At 68.9% G+C, this 17807-nt stretch carries 14 protein-coding genes; 6 read left to right on the top strand and 8 right to left on the bottom strand.

Features of this window, described 5'->3' with window-relative positions:
• The 4 genes from N415_RS25650 to N415_RS25635 form a co-directional block, all read right to left on the bottom strand.
• The coding region (locus N415_RS25650) for a PPE family protein (protein WP_081665510.1) at window positions 1-924 on the bottom strand (924 nt) is incomplete at its 3' end.
• 12 nt (window positions 925-936) lie between these two features.
• Window positions 937-1236 (bottom strand): PE family protein, encoded by a 300-nt coding sequence (locus N415_RS25645; RefSeq protein WP_068187780.1) that lies wholly within the window; start codon window positions 1234-1236, stop codon window positions 937-939.
• Window positions 1237-1452: 216 nt separating this feature from the next.
• Window positions 1453-2724, bottom strand: a complete 1272-nt coding sequence (locus N415_RS25640; protein ID WP_068187779.1) for a PPE family protein — start codon at window positions 2722-2724, stop codon at window positions 1453-1455.
• Window positions 2725-3147: 423 nt separating this feature from the next.
• Window positions 3148-3342 carry a ferredoxin gene (locus tag N415_RS25635; RefSeq protein WP_068103733.1) on the bottom strand — a complete coding sequence of 65 codons (195 nt, stop codon included), beginning with the start codon at window positions 3340-3342 and terminating at the stop codon, window positions 3148-3150.
• 241 nt (window positions 3343-3583) lie between these two features.
• Between N415_RS25635 and N415_RS25630 the strand changes: the two genes are divergently transcribed.
• On the top strand, window positions 3584-4759 hold the full coding sequence (locus tag N415_RS25630) for a cytochrome P450 (RefSeq protein WP_068187778.1): 1176 nt from the start codon (window positions 3584-3586) through the stop codon (window positions 4757-4759).
• A 43-nt stretch (window positions 4760-4802) separates the two neighbouring features.
• On the opposite strand, the gene eccCa is transcribed toward N415_RS25630, so the two are convergent.
• The gene (gene eccCa, locus N415_RS25625) at window positions 4803-8972 is read right to left on the bottom strand and encodes a type VII secretion protein EccCa (RefSeq protein WP_068187776.1); all 4170 of its coding nucleotides are present in this window, start codon (window positions 8970-8972) and stop codon (window positions 4803-4805) included.
• Entirely contained in the window at window positions 8969-10489 is a 1521-nt protein-coding gene (gene eccB / locus N415_RS25620; RefSeq protein WP_068187773.1) for a type VII secretion protein EccB, read from the bottom strand. Before eccB ends, eccCa begins: the two co-directional genes overlap by 4 nt.
• Before the next feature lie 373 nt (window positions 10490-10862).
• Between eccB and malQ the strand changes: the two genes are divergently transcribed.
• The 4 genes from malQ (at window position 10863) to N415_RS25600 (ending at window position 14765) form a co-directional block, all read left to right on the top strand.
• Window positions 10863-13028, top strand: coding sequence for a 4-alpha-glucanotransferase (gene malQ, locus N415_RS25615; protein ID WP_068187786.1), 2166 nt, complete (start codon window positions 10863-10865; stop codon window positions 13026-13028).
• Window positions 13029-13053: 25 nt separating this feature from the next.
• A complete protein-coding gene (locus tag N415_RS25610; RefSeq protein ID WP_068187785.1) occupies window positions 13054-13947 on the top strand; it encodes an LLM class F420-dependent oxidoreductase in 894 nt (297 codons plus the stop codon).
• Window positions 13944-14414, top strand: coding sequence for a nuclear transport factor 2 family protein (locus tag N415_RS25605; RefSeq protein WP_068187771.1), 471 nt, complete (start codon window positions 13944-13946; stop codon window positions 14412-14414). The genes N415_RS25610 and N415_RS25605 overlap by 4 nt, the downstream gene beginning before the upstream one ends.
• 105 nt (window positions 14415-14519) lie before the next feature.
• Window positions 14520-14765, top strand: coding sequence for a hypothetical protein (locus N415_RS25600; protein WP_068187783.1), 246 nt, complete (start codon window positions 14520-14522; stop codon window positions 14763-14765).
• Between the two features lie 8 nt (window positions 14766-14773).
• Here the strand turns inward: N415_RS25600 and N415_RS25595 are convergent, their stop codons facing one another.
• Together N415_RS25595 and N415_RS25590 are read right to left on the bottom strand one after the other, a co-directional pair.
• The gene (locus N415_RS25595; RefSeq protein WP_193376509.1) at window positions 14774-15202 is read right to left on the bottom strand and encodes an SRPBCC family protein; all 429 of its coding nucleotides are present in this window, start codon (window positions 15200-15202) and stop codon (window positions 14774-14776) included.
• Window positions 15203-15285: 83 nt separating this feature from the next.
• On the bottom strand, window positions 15286-15843 hold the full coding sequence (locus tag N415_RS25590; RefSeq protein ID WP_068187768.1) for a hypothetical protein: 558 nt from the start codon (window positions 15841-15843) through the stop codon (window positions 15286-15288).
• A 235-nt stretch (window positions 15844-16078) separates the two neighbouring features.
• Between N415_RS25590 and N415_RS25585 the strand changes: the two genes are divergently transcribed.
• Window positions 16079-17807: DUF4407 domain-containing protein (locus N415_RS25585; RefSeq protein ID WP_068187766.1), on the top strand; the 1729-nt coding region annotated here is incomplete at its 3' end.

The following is a 17807-nucleotide window of genomic DNA, read 5'->3' as shown; positions in this document are numbered from 1 at the left end:
GCCGCCCAGCCCGGGCAGGCCCTTCGGGACGGCGGCCGCTGCCGCCGCCGGGCCGGTGATGGCGCCCAGGGTCTTGGCCATCTGAACACCGAAGTTGCCCATACCAACGCTGAAGTACGGCAGACCCTCGGTGTTGTAGAAGAAGCTCGCGTAGTTCGAGTAGCCACCCAGCGCGGTACCGATGTTCGACGGCAGAATCGTCTGACCGGTCAACAGGAACCAGACCTCGCTGATCAACGGGTTGGAGTTCGAGAACTGCGAGACAAACGAGTTCGTCGTGGCCGGAGAGCCGAGCGCGCCCAGCGCCTGCTGAATCTGGGTGAGATAACTCTGCAGGGTCTGCTGGATCGAGGCCGCCGGTGCCGCGGACTGAGTGACGGCCGCGGCTGCCGGGTTGGCAACGGTGGGCGCGTTCTGGAACGGCGTCACCTTGGCCGCCGCCGCGGACTGATTGGCGTAGCTGTACAACGCGGAGGCGTTCTGCGCCCAGAACTCGGCGTACTGCGCCTCCAGCTGCGCGATGATCCCGTTGTTCTGACCCAGGATGTTGGTCGCCTGGGCCTGGGTCAGCATGGTGCGGTTGATGGCGATCTCCGGCGGGGGCACCACCGAGGCCAACACCGTCTCGTAGGCCGCTGCGGCCGACTGGGCCTGGGCGGCCGCCTCCTCGGCTTGACCGGCGGTCGTCGTCATCCACTGCAGATACTGCTGAGCGGCCGACGCCATCGACGCCGACGCCGGCCCCATCCACTCCTCGCTGGCCAGCGCCGTCACGATGTTGTCGTAGCCCATCGCGGCCGAAGTCAGCTCGGCGGCAACGCCGTTCCACGCCGACGCGGCCGCCATCAGCGACGACGAACCCGGGCCCGAGTAGATCATCGCGGAACTGACTTCGGGAGGTAGTGCTCCGAGATCCATTGTCATGTCCTAAACCCCCTAGCCGGCCGCGGCCGCGTTGGCCGCCTCGGTCGCCGCGTAGGACCCGGAGCTGATGCCCAGGGTGCTGACGAACTGCTCGTGGATGGCCGCGGCCTGTGCGCTGACGGCCTGGTACATCTGGGCGTGCGCGGCGAACTGGGCCGCGGTCAGCGCCGACACCTCATCGGCGGCAGCGGGCACCACCCCGGTCGTCGCGGCCGCCGCCGCGGCGTTCTGGGCGCTCAACGCCGAGCCGATACCCTGCAAACTGCCTGCCGCCGCCGCCAAAGCTTCGGGCTGGGTAGTCACAAACGACATTTTCGTTTCCTCCTCAACTTTCAGGCTCGATGACCTTCAAGGAATGCTCTTCGCTGCTGAAGTTCGCTTCAGACAGGGCTTGCTAGTGAGACTAATTGGATCCCGTCGGGTCGCGCCTCCTTAGCGCCAACTGTTCATTGCTGGACAACTGCTGTTCACTCGGGGCAGCCCTGGGCAGGTTTGCCGGCTGGAAGGTCATCGTTCGCCGCCTCTCGATCATCCGGCCGACGGCGGTCGGGTCAGGACGCTATAGCGGAAGCCGTACTTGGTGGTGTAGCCGTAGCCGGCGCTGCGCCGTCCGACGGCCCCGGTCGGGATGCCGCGCAGCAGGGCGTTCCCCGGTACGGCGCCGCCACCCGCATTGACGGGCGGCGTCTCTTCGGACACGGCGCTGACCAGTGTTGCCTGCGCGGCCGGGTTGGTCCAGTTCGCGGGAACCGACAGTCCCCCGATCCTGCCGGCCTCGCCGGCGCTCGCCGAAACGGCGCCGGCGGGGTGCACGCCGCCCAGGCCTCCGATGCCGCCCAGGTGCAGGCCGGCGAACTGCGGTGTCGGGAACCAGGCACCACCGGCACCGGCCGTCGCACCGCCGGGGCCGAAGGTGAGCTGCTGGCCGATCGACCACCCGAAGTTTCCGATACCCACCCCGAAGTAGGCCTGCGCGAACTGCCGTATCTCGTTGCCCAACGGGCTGATGCCGCTGGACGGGAAGGCCAACCCGTTGTTCCGGATCCCGAACCAGTCGTTGGTCGCGGTCGGAAGCCCGTACTTGAGGAAGGATTGCAGTTGCTGCTGCAGCATCGAGAACGGCCAGTTGGTGAAGGTGTAACTCGACACCTGCTGCAGCGCGAGTTGCTGCAATGCCTGAGGGATGGCCGCGATCTGGTCCAGCACCGTCTGCGCGGCCGGCTGGGCGGTGGCCTGGGCAACGGCGGCGCTCTGGTTGGCCGCCGCGGTTGGGGTGCTGGTGTTCGGCGGCTCCGGATACGGGGTCAGCACCGTGGCGGCGGCCGAGGAGGCGGCGTAGCCGTACATCGCGGCAGCGTCCTGGGCCCACATCTCCATGTACTGGGCCTCGGTGGCCATGATCGCGGGCGTGTTCTGCCCGAAGAAGTTGGTCGCGACCAGCGTCGCCAACAGCACCCGGTTGGCCACGATCACCGGCGGCGGCACCGTCAGCGCAAACGCCTCCTCGAAAGCGCCCGCGGCTGCGCGGGCCTGGCTGGCGCTGTCCTCGGCCAGGCCGGCGGCCGTGCTGAGCCAACTCACGTAGGGCACCACCGCGTTGAGCATCGCCGTCGACGACGGCCCGACCCAGGGAGCGCTGATCAAATCGTTGATCACCGAGTCGTAACCAGAAGCAGCCGTGCTCAGCTCCGACGCCAGCTCGTCCCACGCGGTCGCGGCGACCATGATCGACTCCGCCCCTGGACCCGCATACATCCGACCGGAATTGATTTCGGGCGGTAGCGCTCCGAAGTCGAACACCGTGTCCTCCTCAGTTGGCCACGATCGCGGCGGCGATCATCGCGGTCAGGTACAAGCCATGGTGGTTGCGGTCACAACGTTGTTGACCAGCAAACCCAGTCGATCGGACGTTCCGCGGACCGCGGCGCGCCGCTTCCCTCTGCCCGAAATAGGTGCTCCGGCACCAGGATTGCCTGGACTTCCGGTCAGGAACGACATGCCCATTCCGCCTCGACTAACCCGCTGTCAGCAACCGAGCGACAGCTCTTTGGTGCCTGAACTGCCGCTCGCGAACGACATTAGCTGCTCACGCCAGGCGCTCCGACCGACGATGCCAACTGTTCATTCCCAGCCAACCAATGTTCACTCCCGGCCAGCGGCGGTTTACCAGAGACAACCGAATGTTCATCGTGCGTTTCCCCACCGGTTCGCCTTGCTGGGCTGCTAGTCCTCTTCGAGGATCAGCGCCATTTCCGGGCACGAGGCCACGCCGTCGCGTGTCAACTGTTCATCCTCGGGCCGCACCTCGTGCTCCTCGAGGATCGAATAGCCCGACTCGTCGATTGGGAACAGGTTTGGATCCACGGCATAGCACTGAGCGTGGCCTACGCATTTGGACGTTTCGAGACGAACCTTCACAAGGTTTCCTTCTTCGTTTCCTTCGGCGGCATTCGCGAAAACCCGGAACGGACGATCGATAGGTAGATTAGCCGGTCGATAAAGTCTATGAGACGGTTGCCGATCGGGGCCTACACGATTGGTGTCCCCCTCGTCGCACGTGGGATATTGATGTGCCGTCGACAAGCCGGTGACGAGAGGATCCGGGCGGGTCCGGCGGCGACAACACGAAAACCGAACGGACAAGCGGAGATCAGAGCGCATGAGCACTCTCGGCGAAGGCCAGCCGGCCGCCTTCCACCTACCCCGGCTGGAATACACCAAGCTGCCGATGTCCGCCGACCGCGGCGTCGGATGGAAGACCCTGCGGGACGCCGGGCCGGTGGTGTTCATGAACGGCCACTACTACCTGACGCGGCGTGAGGACGTGCTCGCCGCGCTGCGCAGCACCAAGGTGTTCTCGTCGCGGCTGGCGCTGCAACCCCCGGGCAGCCCGTTGCCGGTCGTGCCGCTGGCCTTCGATCCGCCGGAACACACCCGCTACCGCAAGATCCTGCAGCCGTACTTCAGCCCGCAGGGACTGAGCGCGTCGCGGCCGGTGCTGCAGCGGCACGCCGCCGAGATGATCGCCGCGCTCGCCGAACAAGGCAAGTGCGACGCGATGGCGGATTTCGCGCGGCTGTACCCCTATCAGGTATTCCTCGATCTCTACGGCTTACCGGTCGAGGATCGTGACCTCATCATCGATTGGAAGGACGCCGTCATCGGGGAGCGGCCCTACATGACGCAGGAGGACCACGAGAAAGCCCGCAAGCTGCTCGCGTACCTCACCGACGCCATCCAGAAGCGGCGGGAAAATCCGGGCACCGACATGTTGTCCCGGGTGATGACCGGCGAGGGGAACTTCACCGACCTCGAGCTGCTGGGCATGAGCCACCTGCTGATCCTCGCCGGCCTGGACACGGTGACCGCGTCCATCGGGTTCTCGCTCTACCACCTGGCGCGCCGGCCCGACCTGCGTGCGGCGCTGCGCGACAATCCCCGGCAGATCAGGGTTTTCATCGAGGAGATCGTGCGGCTCGAGCCGTCGGCGCCGGTGGCGCCCCGGGTGACGACGGAGATCGTCGAGGTCGGGGGCATGACGCTGCCCGCGGGCACACCGGTGCGGTTGTGCATGGCCGCGGTGAACCGGGACGGCAGCGACCCGATGTCCACCGATGAGCTGTTCCTGGACGGCAAGGTGCACCGGCACTGGGGATTCGGCGGCGGGCCGCACCGCTGCCTGGGTTCCCACCTGGCGCGCATCGAGCTGACCATCATCGTGGCGGAATGGCTCAAGCAGATCCCGGACTTCGAACTGCCCGAGGATTACGCGCCGGAGATCAAGTTCCCGTCGAAGACCTTCGCGCTCAAGACATTACCGCTGCGCTGGGCCTGATCTCTTTCAGACCCAGCGCAGCGGCCAATCCCAGTAGCGGTCCCTACTTGCGGAACTCGGTCGCGGCCACCTGGACGAACACGCCGGTGTCCTCGGCCATCAGCAGGCCTCGACCGCGGGGCAGCGGGCCGCCCTTCATCTTGCCGCGGATGAAGCCCTCGTCGGGGTCGGCGTCCATCACCAGCAGCGGCGCGTTCGCCTGGTGCAGTGCCCGCAGCATCGGGTCGCTGCCCGCCGACGACCAGCCACCGAACGTGCGGGTGACGATCACGTGCAGGCCCACATCGGCGGCCCTGGTCACCCAGGCGGCGGCCTTGTGCAGCGGCGAATCGAAACCGGCCGGCAGCTGCTGGATGTCGTCGACGATGAGGAAGATCTCCGGGCCGCTCCACCACGAGTGCGCCAAGAGCTCCTCCGCCGACAGGCCGGGCGGTGGTTCGCGGCTCGCCAGCAGGGCGGACATGTCGTTCATCATCGCCTGCACGCCGTCCAGGTTGTACGCGAACTTCTCCACGTACTCCGAGCCCAGCACCGTCAGCAGCTGACGGCGCGGGTCGACCAGCCACACCTGGGCGGAGGGCCGCCCGGCCGGTGGCGGTGGCGCGCTGCTGGCGCCGGGCGCGTACAGCCGCCCGATTTCCGACATGATCGTCGCCAGCGTCGTGGTGCGGCCACACTCGCGCCGGCCCGTCACCATCAGGTGCGCGTTCTCGGCAAAATTCAAATAGACCGGCGCCAGATCCAATTCCGATATGGCCCAGACGATTCCGCCGGCACCCACCCCTTGGCGGGTGTCGCGGGCCGCCAGCTCGCGCACCTGCTCGACGCCGAAGCGCGCGGGCAGGCGGCGGATCGGCGGGGCCTGGCCGCTCGCCAGGCGGCTGACCGCCTCGACGATGCTGTCCGACGCGAACACGTTGTCGGGCGTGCTGGCCAGCGCGGGCCGCGCGACCAGCGTGTGCAGACCGGCCTGCGGGTCGGCGTCGAGGCGGACGTAGTTGACCGCCACCATGCCGCGTCCCGGCTTGACCGGGACTTCCTTGGCGAACCGGGAACGCACCAGCTTGGCGTCTTCGACTGCGGCCAAACGCAATTCGACGCGCGAGCCGAAACCGCTCCGCACCGGCGGCCGCAGCTCCGACTCGCGGTCCGCGGTGACGATGACGTGCACGCCGAACGAGGGACCCTGGTTGATGATCAGGTTCACCTGCTCGATCAGCACCTCGTTTTCCTCGGCCAGCGCCCGGTAGTTGTCGATCACCAGGTACACGTCGCCGAACCCGTCGTTGGGCACCGGGCCGGCCTCGCCGCCGAACTTGCGGCGCCGGAACACCTCCATCGAGGCGATTCCGTATTCGAGGAAGCTGCGCTTGCGCTCCCGAACCAGTGCCAGCAGCTCGGCCACCGTGCGGCGCACGCCGTACGGGTCGGTCGGACCGGCCACCTCGCCCACGTGGGGCAGGCGGGCGACCGTGGTAAGCGCGGTGCCGCTGTATGCCAGGCAGTAGAACTGGACCTGCTCCGGCGTGTGGGTCAGCGCCGCCGAGCAGATCAGCGTCTGCAGCGCCGTGGTCTTACCGGAACCGCCGGCCCCCAGGATCAGCACGTTGGCACCGGGACCGGAAGTGTCGACCGTCCACGGCGGCTGGTCGTGCTTGAACGGCCGGTCGATGATCCCGATCGGGAACACCAGGTTCTGCTCGGTGCCGTAGTCCTGCTGCCACGAGCGGCCGATGAACCGGTTGACCAGGTCGTCGATCGCGATGGGTTCGTTCAGCGGCGGCTGCCACAACCGGTAGGGCTCGAAGTCGATCCGGCGCAGCTGATCGATGATCACCGTGCCGACCTTGGGCGTCCTGATGCCCTCGTCGTCCTCGCCCTCGGCTTCTGACACCTCGAGCGGCTCACCGTTAGAGCCGTTCGAGTGAACCGCCTCGATGGTCGGTCCCCCGACGCTCACCTCGAGGGGGGTGAACGAGTTGGTAAACAGTTGCGGCCGAACGTAATCGATGCTGTGCACCAACGCCGGGGCCTCCTCGCCGTCGACGGTGATGCCGCGCGAGATGTAGTCCCGCCACAGGAACTCGGCCTGGAACCGGACGATGTCCTCGAGGCTCCGCCGGAAGTAACCCAGACCCGCCTGGGCCGGCAGGTTCACCGCGTTCGGCACACCGGCGGCCTGCGCCGCGCCGGCGGTGCGGGCCTTCAGCACCAACCGGTAACCCATGTTCTCCATGAGCTTTTCGGCCCGGCTCTCAATCGTCTGGGACGCCATCATCAGGTGGATCCAGTAGGCGCGGCCCTGACGGCCGATCGAGTCCAGCACGTCGACGGCGGTCGGCATGATGCGGAACCACTCGTAGAACTCGTCGATGACGACCACCAGCATGGGCAGCGGCGGCATGTCCTGGCCGCGGGCCCGCATCCGGGAGCGCACGCTGTTGTATTCCTTGGCGTCGTCGACTCCGGCGCTGTCGCAGATCGCCTTGCGGCGCGCGATCTCGCCCCACAGCGCGTCCAGGAAGCGCTCCATCAGGGCCTGGTCTTCTTCCAGGTCGGTGATGATGCGCGACACGTGCGGCACACCGGCGAACGGCTTGACGGCCGAACCACCCTTGAGGTCGGCCAGCACGAACTGCAGCTCCTCCGGCGGGTGGCCGAGCATCAGCGACTCGATCACGGTTCGCACCAGCGTCGACTTACCCGAACCGGTCGTACCGGACATGACCCCGTGCGGGCCGTCGCCGCCTTCGTCCAGCGACTTCATGTCCAAGAACAGCAACTCGCCGTTGTCGGAACGGTTGCCGAACGGGGCGCGCAGCCGCGACCGGCCCATCGCGTCGGTGCGGCTGCCCCACAGCGAGTCGAAGTCGATGTCGGCCGGATCGTCGATCCCGTAGTAGGCCAGGATGTCCCGGGCGCCGATGTGGGCCACCCGCTGACCGATCTCTTCGTACGCCTCGGCCAGCCGCCAGCGCGCCAGTTTCTGGGCGAACTCCTCCGACTCTCCGATGCTGAGGTGGTCGGTGAGCGCGAAGAACCACGGCTTCTCGTCGATGACCATCCAGGTGTCGCGGTCGCGCGGCAGGGCTTCGATCACGCCGCGTTCGTCGAACCGCAGCGTCCGCTCGGGGACGGACGCCCACATCGACGAGCCGGTCAGGTCGAAGAACGTCACGCCGTCGATGCCCTCGGCGCTGATCACGAACTCCCATTGCGGGTCCGTGACGTCGGCGATGATCACGGTGTGCGGCGTCGGGGTCTGCGCCGACGAGCTGGCGTGCCGGGGCGTGAAAGAGCCACGGCCGGCGAACAATTCGGCCTGCTCCGCGGCGAACTCGCGCACCGAGCTGTAGACCATGCGGGCGTTGCCGGCCGCGTCCTGGCGCCGCGAGTCACCGAAGTGCGGCAGCCACTTCACCCAATCCCACTGCTCCAAGTCGGAGCTGACCACGACCATCTGCACGTGGTCGGGACCGTGCGAAAACGCCAGCTGGCAGACGATCGCGCGCATCAGGCCCAGCACCTGCTCGCGGTCCCCGATCAGCGAGTACCACGGTTCGACCAGCAGGGAAATCATCTTCGGCAGGTTGTAGACGACGCTCTGGTAGCGGCCGAATTCCTGCAGTGCCTTACCGGTCACCGGCTCGAGCTCGATGTCGGTCGGCATGTTCTGGGGCTCACCCCACGTCACCTCGGGACGCGTCATGCCCACGCCGACGCGGACGACACCGAAGTTGAGGTCCTTGCCGTCCGGCTTGCGCTCCCACATCCGCGACGAGCCCACCGCGGCGGGCAGGGTGTCGGGCGCCGGGTGGAACCAGCGGTAGTTGGCGTCCATGCTGTCGGCCGACTCGTGCGCGGTCTCGCGCAGCATGTCGAGCATCAGCATGAACTGGGCGCGCATCGCGTCCAGCTTCGGCCGGCTCATCTGCTGCTGGCCGCCGAAGCGGCCACCGAACATCATCATCGCCATGCCGCCGATCATGAAGATCGGGAAGATCGCGCCGACGCCGCCGAAGACGTGCGAGCCGCTGGCGAAGGTCATCGCGACCATGCCGCCCAGCAGGCCGATCACGACCACGCCGACCACCACGATCCACCACGGCTTGCCCTCCGGCGGCGGGATGCTCAGCGGGGTCGGGAGGACGATGTTCTCCGGCTTGATGACCGGGGGCTTCTCCGGTGTCGGGCGCGCGAATCCACGTTTCATCGGGGTACCACCAACTCTGCAGGGGTCATGTCCATGGGCAAGGTGTCGTGCTCCACCAAGGCGTCCGCCCGAGAGAGGGTCGGACCTTGCGGCAGCAGCCGCAGCGCCACCCACGGCGCCAGGCTAGGAGCGGTCTTGAGGCCGAGGGCCTCGCGGGCTTCGCGGGTGTCGTCGACCCCGAACCGCGCGCCGGCGTCGGTCAGCCACCACAGCGATTCGGTGGTCTTGGCGCCCGGGTCGTTGCCGGTGACGGCCACGAAGTTGGCGTGATCGGGCCCGAAGTACACCTGGTCGGCTTCGCGGCCGGTGGTGTCGGCCTTCACCAGCGACACGACCTTGCTCATCTCCTTGGACGCGACGGGAATGGTCGACCCGGAGATGACCTGGATGCGGGCCCGGTTCTCACCGGAGGTCTTCTGCCACCACCAGCAGGTCGCCGGGTTCTCCCGGATGTCCATCACGTTCAGCGGGTTGTCGGGATACGACGACAGGTCCAGCTTGTTGACCACGGGCATCTTCGCCAGGGACGACGGTTCGACCGTCACCGGCTTGTTGTTGCCGGGGCCGCCGGCGTTCTGCAGGATCTGCGCCACCAGCGGGGGCAACGTCTGCACGCCGTCGGCCAACACCAACGAATACTGTTGTGGCCCACTGATTTGCGGGGTGACAATCACCGTCCCCACCGGGCCGGGCGCCCCCGCGAACGTCGCCGGGGCACCGGCGCCGGGAATCTCGGGCACCGTCAGCTCCGGCCCCACCGGCAGCGCGTCGTAGAGCGCGCGGCTCATCGGCTTCGCCATGCTGACCTGCTCGGGCGTCAAGCCCAGCGGCAACAACACCGAGCGGTTCATGGCGTCGATCTTCGACCGGCGCCCCTGCCGGACCACCCAGGCGTCGTCGCCGTACCGCAGCACCACGGCGTCCGAGCCGTTCAGGACCTGCCGGTGGCCGCTGAGGTCGGGGGTTCCGTCGATGACCGTCACGGTCACCCCGGATGGCGCCCCGACGCCGGTCGATCCGGCGACGGTGTCGCATACCAGCCACGACGACGCGGACGGGGTCTTGGGGGCGAAGTTCGACGGCGCGCCCGGGATGCCCACCAGGGGCCCGCGCGGGAGGCTCGCGATCTGGCTCGACCGGACCAGGTGCGGGTTGTCGGGCCGCCCCGTGATCAGCCGCGCCGACGCCAGGTTCAGCGCCGGGTACAACTTGTCACCCACGCGGACGTAGAGGGCGCCGGAATCGCGGTCGGCGATGATCGGCGACTCGTTGATCTGGCCCGACGGGCTGATGAACGACCACAGCAGGGCGCCCAGGCAGATCACCAACCCGGCGGAAACCGATGCCACCAGGGCCAGCGTCTGGCGGCGGCCGGGCTCGATCTCCATTCGGACCCGCCAACGGGTCAGTGCCATCGAGGTCCGCCGAGCCAGGAACTGGTAGCCGGTTACCTGGGTCTTGGTCGACAACCCAAGGCCGTACCCCGACCCCCGCTGCCCGCGACTCTCTTCCGCCACGTTAATTCACCATCCGGTCTGCTAGAACGCCTGGACATTGTCCTTGAAAAATATCCGGGCGCGAATTGCTTCGACAACCGTGACAACCGTAAGGGACGCCCACGCACCTCGCCACGCGTTCCCGTGCGCGTTCACTTGGATTCAATCTGGCCGCGCAGACGAATCCCGCCTCGTTCGGGTCGTGAGTGTTGCGAACCGTGCCAGCAGCGCCGCTGGCAGTCTTGCTGTTCCCCACTCATCCCCCGGCTGGATTCCTCACGTCTTCAATGGGCATGTTAACCGGGGACGGCCACTTAGTCCTGTCGAATGCCCAGCTTCGCCGTCCGGCTCGGCGATGAGGCGACGGAACGGCTTCTCAAGCAAGATGGGCGACATGACGGAGCTCGCGCCCTCGCTGGTCGAACTCGCCCGCCGCTTCGGCATCGCCACCGAGTACGACGACTGGACCGGTCGGCGCGTGCTCGTCGGTGAGCGCACGCTGGTGGCGGTGCTTGCCGCGCTCGGCGTCGCCGCCGGCACCGAACAAGAGCGCAACGTCGCCCTGACCGCGCAGCGGCGGTCGTATTGGGAGCGCCGGATGCCGGCGACCATCGTCGGGCGAACCGGTGAGCAGATCCGATTCTGGGTGCACGTGACGCACGGCGATCCCGCCGAAGTGTGGCTGCAGCTCGAGGACGGCACCGTGCGCGGCGGGGTGGTACAGGTCGACAACTTCACGCAGCCGTTCGATCTGGACGGCCGCTGGATCGGTGAGGCCAGCTTCGTCCTGCCGGCGCACCTGCCGGTCGGATACCACCGCGTCCACCTGCGTTCCGGGGACTCCGAGACGAGCACGGCGCTGATCGTCACGCCGGACTGGCTCGGGCTGCCGGAGCAGCTCGGCGCGCGCCGCGCGTGGGGTCTGGCCGCGCAGCTCTACAGCGTGCGGTCGCGGCAGTCGTGGGGCGTCGGCGACCTCACCGACCTGGGTGACCTCGCGGTGTGGTCGGCGGCCCGCCATGGCGCCGACTACGTGCTGGTGAACCCCCTGCACGCCGCTGGGTTTTCCGGGCCGGCCGGCGCCGGCAGCCGGATGGAGCCGTCGCCCTACCTGCCCACTTCGCGCCGCTTCTTCAACCCGCTCTACCTTCGCGTCGAGGCGATCCCCGAATACGCCGACCTGACCAAGCGGGGACGGGTGCGCCGGCTGCGTTCGGACGTCCAGCACCGGGCGGCAAAAATCGACGCCATCGACCGCGACGGCGCCTGGGCGGCCAAGCGCGAGGCGCTGCGGCTGCTGCACCGGGTGCCCCGCTCGGCGGGCCGTGAGCTGGGCTACGCCGCGTTCCGCGACCGGGAAGGCCGGGCGCTCGACGACTTCGCCACCTGGTGTGCGCTGGCCGAGGAATACGGCGACGACTGGCACCGCTGGCCGGAGTCGCTGCGGCACCCCGGCGCCGCCGGCGTCGCGGGCTTCGTCGAACGGAATTCGGACGCCATCGATTTCCACCGCTGGCTGCAGTGGCAACTCGACGAACAGCTCGCCTCGGCCCAATCCCAGGCGATACGCGCGGGGATGGCGTTGGGCGTCATGCACGACCTGGCCGTCGGCGTGCATCCCAACGGCGCCGACACCTGGGCCCTGCAGGACGTGATGGCGCTGGGCGTGACGGCCGGCGCGCCGCCGGACGAGTTCAACCAACTCGGCCAGGACTGGTCGCAGCCGCCGTGGCGTCCGGACCGGCTGGACGAGTGCGAATACCGCCCCTTTCGGGCGCTGATCCGGGCCGTGCTGCGGCACGCCGGCGGCGTCCGCATCGACCACATCATCGGCTTGTTCCGGCTGTGGTGGATCCCGGGCGGCGCCCCGCCGACCGAGGGCACCTACGTGCGCTACGACCACGAAGCGATGATCGGCATCGTCGCCCTGGAAGCCCACCGCGCCGGGGCGCTCGTCGTCGGCGAAGACCTCGGCACCGTCGAACCGTGGGTCCGCGACTACCTCTTATTACGGGGCGTGCTGGGCACCTCGATCCTGTGGTTCGAGTTGGATCGCGACGGGAACGGCGGCCCGCTGCCGGCCGAGCGCTGGCGCGAGTATTGCCTGTCGTCGGTCACCACCCACGATCTGCCGCCGACGGCTGGTTACCTGGCCGGCGACCATGTCCGGCTGCGGGAGTCCCTGGGGCTGCTGACCCGGCCGGTGGAGGTCGAGCTCGAATCCGACCGGGCCGAGCTGGCGGCCTGGATGGCCGAGCTGCGCCGGGTCGGCCTGCTCGGCGACGGCGTTGACGCTCAAGACGACCCGGAGCAGGTGATTCTCGCCCTCTACCGCTACCTGGGCCGGACGCCGTCGCGGCTGTTGGGGGTGGCGCTGACCGACGCGGTCGGCGACCGGCGCACCCAGAACCAGCCGGGCACCACCGACGAGTACCCGAACTGGCGGGTCCCGCTGACCGGCCCCGACGGCCGACCGGTGCTGCTCGAGGACGTTTTCACCGATCGGCGGGCGGCCGCGCTGGCCGAGGCCGTCCGAGAGGCGATCGCGGCGCCCCGATAAACCCCACCTGTTAGCTTCGGTGGCCATGACGGCTTCCCCGAAAATCGCGGTCCTGGCCCCGGTCGCCGAAGGCGTCACCGCGGATCCGGAATGGATGGCGAGCTTCGCGGGCCACCTGGACCGGTGCGGGTTCGAATCGATCGTGGTTGTCGAGCACACCGTGCTGGCCACCCGCTACGACAGCGTCTACCCGTACGACAGCTCGGGCCGGGTCGGGCTGGCCGCCGACTGCCCGATACCCGACCCGCTCGACATGCTCGCCTTTTTGGCCGGGCACACCAGCCGGCTGCGGTTGGCCACCGGCGTGCTGGTGCTGCCCAACCACCACCCGGTGGTGCTTGCCAAGCGGGCGGCGACCGTCGACGCGCTCTCGGGCGGCCGGCTGCGGCTGTGCGTGGGGGTGGGCTGGCTCAGGGAGGAGGTCGAGGCGTGCGGCACGGAATTCGACAGCCGGGGCAGGCGGGCCGACGAGCAGCTGGCCGTGTTGCGGTCGCTGTGGGCCGACACGCCGCAGGGGGTGTCGCACCACGGCGAGTTCTTCCACTTCGACGACGTCGTGTGTTATCCCAAACCCGTTGCCAGGGAACACCTTCCGATCTACATCGGGGGGCATAGCAAGGCGGCGGCCCGCCGGGCCGGGCGGTTCGGCGACGGCCTGCAGCCGCTCGGCGTGGCCAGTCCGGAGCTCGCGTCTTTGATCGCCCTGATGCGCGACGAGGCGTCGGCGGCCGGCCGCAACCCGGCGGCGCTGGAGGTATCGCTGGGCCACGCCGTCACCAAGATCGATGCCGAGCGCGCCGGCGCCCTCGCCGAGCAGGGGGCCGACCGGATCGTGCTGTCGATGCCGCCGACCGCCGACATCGAGGAGGCCAAGGACGTCCTGTCGGCGTGCGCCCAGCGGCTGTCATTGAGCTCGTGATCCTCTCGGCGGCCGACCGCGCGGCCCTCAGTGATCTGGTGCACCGATACGCGGCCCATGTGGATGACCGTCAATTCGACTCGGTCGCAACACTTTTCACCGAGACCGCCGAGCTGACGGTGCCCGACCCGCCGGACGCGCTGGAGCCGGTCCATTCCCACTGCGGCCGCGAGGCGATCGGCGCCGCGGTGGCCGCCGTCGCCGCGGTCACCCGCACCGAACACGCCATCGTCGGCGAGGTGTACGACGGGACGGAAACGGGCGGAAGCGCCGCCGGGCGGGTCGCGTGCATCGCGCACCACTGGAGCCACCGCGGGGACGAGGTGCTCGACGTGGTGTGGCATCTGCGCTACGACGACGAGTACCGGCTGACCGACGCGGGCTGGCGGATCAGCCGCCGGGCCCTGACCGTCAACGCGATCGAGACCCGGCCCGTCCGCCGATTGCGGCCGCGCGACCCCGCCTAACTAGCGCGACCAGACGCTGGAACACGGCAAAGTCGTTTGCTCAGACGGCCTTTCGGGTAGCCGCGGGAGAGCGGTCGAACGAAAGCGACATTGGAGGAGGCGGTCATGGGGCACCTCGCGCGGGGTCATTTCGCGGGTGATCGGGAGCGCTCCCCCGGCCTGCTCGTCGTCGCCGCGGCCGCGTTGGCGCTGGTGGTCTGCGTGATCAATTTCGCCCTGGGCGATGCGGTCGGCGGCGTTGACGCAGCGATCGTCGGATTGCTGGCCTTCGGTGCCGGGCTGGCGTGGCTTGCCATGGACCGCAGGCAAATCCGAGAAGCCGAACGAGGCTGGCACACCGATCGGCGGTAGGCGCAGGGCTACTGCAGGTTCGCCAAGTTGTTGACCGAATTGCGAATGTCTGAGCGCAGCACCCTGGCGACCAGTCCCCCGACCGGCCCGCTGAGCACCCCGCCCTTGAGGTCCGCCGTGAGGTGAAACTTCGAGCCGGGATGGTCGTCGGAGATCGTCACGCCTACCCCGATGCGGATCCCGCCGCGGCCCCGGCCTTGCAGCTCAACCGCTTTCGGTGCGTCGTAACAGGTGACTTCCCAGTGGATGATGTTCCGGAAGCCCTTGACCTTGATGCACGACGAAACGCAGGTGCCCTTCTCGATCGTCGACGGAACCGGCCCACGCCAGCCACCGAAAATCGTCAACCACTCGTCGAACCGGCGCAGGTCGGACGCCAGCTTCCAGGCGGTTTCCGGCGGCACATCGGACGCCATCGAAACATCTACTCGTGCCAACGGTTCTCGCTCCTCGTCAGGCGGTCACGGACGTTGCAACCGCATACCCGCCTGTGCCGAAGGGATAAACCCGGCGCGCCGGCTTAGGGCCAGGCCTCCGCCAACTGGTGGGCCACGTCGATCACTTGCGCTGCCTGCGACTGCGGCGAGTCGATCTCCTCGGCGACGTACGCGGCGATGAAGCGACGGATCTCGCCGTCGACACCCGCCAGGATGCGCAGCACCTCGCCGCGGAAGGATTTCGACGACACGTTAACCGTGATGTCGGAGGGGCGCGGTTTGGCGACGTCGACAATCAGCAGCAGGGGCTCGGCGGCCCGTGCCCTGGCGCGCAGCGCGATGTCTCCGGAAACCACGAACCGCTGCTTGTCGAGCCGCAGATCCAGCAGTAGGTCGAGGGCCAACGGGATGTGAATGACGAATGTGATCTCCTCCCCCAGGCGCCGGGTCACCTTGGGATCGTGGATCTTGACGTTGGCGCTGACTTTGGCGATCCCGCCGGGGCCCTGGGCAATGGGCTCCATGGCGAACTCGTTGCCCGCGATGTCGGCGAACGCAGCGGCGACACGCTCAGGGGTGACCGCGACCTCGAAGAACCTGCGGCCGAACTCTTCGTAGGTGACATAATCGTGGTTTGGCATAGGCTTATACCGTCTCACGTCCCCTGCCGGAACCGTCGCTGATCTGCTCGCGTCGTAGCAAATTCGAGCCAGGCGTGGCCCCGGCCCAGGCTGGGCGGACCCGATGGGTATCACGAGGATGTGACCCCGCACCCACCCCGTTGCGCTGTGAACATCACCACACGCGTGGCGCCTGGATTCGGTGCGCCGGCCGCCGGCCTGGGAGGCTGGACTGACTTGGAGGTGTTGAGAGCTGATGTGCGCCCAGGAAGCTACTGCGTCGCGCTCGTTCAAGTCCCGGATCCAGGGACCGCTCACTTGGCTCGGCGGCGGCCACCGGCGCGAGCTCGGTGAAAGCCACGAGCGGCAGGCTCAGGCCGAGGAAGCCCTGGCCGGCGCGGTCGTGTTGCTCGCGGCCGCGCTGGCCTGGCTGGTCGCCGGCCTGGCGTTGCGGGAGTCCACCCGCTGGCCAACGCTCGCCGTCGTGGCGCTGACGCTCGTCTTCGGCCTGCTGGTTGGTGCGGTGACCCGCGGCACGGCCGGCGGACCCCGGCGGCGCTGGCCTGGCGTCGTGGCGCGCGGGGCCGTCGCGATCGCCGTCGGGGTCGTTGTCGGCGAGCTCGCCTCCCTCGTCATCTTTGCCAGCTCGATCGACCACCGGCTCGACGAACGGGCGCTGCGCGACGCCGACTCGGCGCCGGCCGTCGTGCGGGCCTCGGCGTCGCTGCAACAAACCAGGGACGCGCGGGCCGGGCTCGAGCGCGCCGTGGCGCAGGCCCGCGAACGCCAGGACCAGGCTTTGGTCGTGGCACGCTGCGAGTACAACCCGACGCCACCCTGCCCCCAGACCCGGATCACCGGCGTGCCCGGGGCCGGGCCCGAAACCCGAACTGCGAACGAGCTTCTCGCCGACGCGCAGCACGAACTGGACAACGCGTTGGCGACCCGTGACCGCCAGGCGCCCGAACTGGACGCCCAGATCTCCCGCGAGGAGCAGGCCCTGACCCGGGCGCGTCAGGACGTGGCCGCGGACGCCGGCCGGGGGCTCGGCGCGCGCTGGGTCGCCATGAACGAGGTCACCCTGGCCGCCGCCGGGCCGTTGGCGCTGCGGCTGGCGGCGATCGCGTTCTTCGCGCTGTTGTGCCTGCTGCCGCTGATCCTGCGGCTGTGGCGTGGCGAGACGACCCACGACCGGCATGCGACCGCGCGGGCCGAGCGCGAACGGGCCGAGATGGAGGCCGAAACCGCCATCGCGATCAAACGGGCGCAGGTCCGCCGCGAGGCCGAGATCATGTGGGCCGAGCACCGACTCACGCAGGCGCGGCTCGCCATCGAGGCGCAGACCGAGATCGACCGCGAGCAGCAGCGCCGGCGGGTGATGGACGCCCTCGAGGCGCCGGTGCGCGCGTCGTCGCGGCGGACGTTCGAGCCGGTGCAAGACGACATCTACCTGCCGATCGCGGCGGAGGCGGAGGCGGCCAGCCGGGCGATCGCGCCGTTGCCCGCGGGCCAGCCGGAGCCCGAGGTCGAGGTGCCACCCGAGACCCCCGCGAACCTGCCCGCCCCGGTCGAGGCGGGCGGCGAGGTCGAGCCGCACGAGGAGCGGGCGACGCCGCTGATCCCGTCGCTTCCGGACGCCACCAAGGCCGCCGCCCGCTGGATTCGTCCGCTGGTCCCGCCGTTCGTCGCCCGGGTCATCGACAACACCACCCAGCCGCTGCGCACCGCGCGCCACGTGTTCGAAGAGGTTGAGGAGATCACCTTCGCGCTCAAGCGCACCCGCAAGGTGACGCTGGACTCGGAAAGCACCGATCCCGGTGAGCAGGCGCCGCGGCGGTCCGCGACCGACGAAGCCCCGCCCGCGACCGCACGGGTCTCGTCTTCGCGCGGCGACCGCGGCGCGGGCACACCGCACCGGGTCGGCGGGCACGAGCGGCGCTCGGCGCGCCCGATCGCCGCGAGGGACGTCGAGGGCCTGGCGGTGG

This window comes from Mycobacterium sp. UM_CSW (assembly GCF_000455205.1).
Classification (GTDB): Bacteria; Actinomycetota; Actinomycetes; order Mycobacteriales; family Mycobacteriaceae; genus Mycobacterium.
This window is presented reverse-complemented; position numbering and strand designations above follow the sequence as displayed.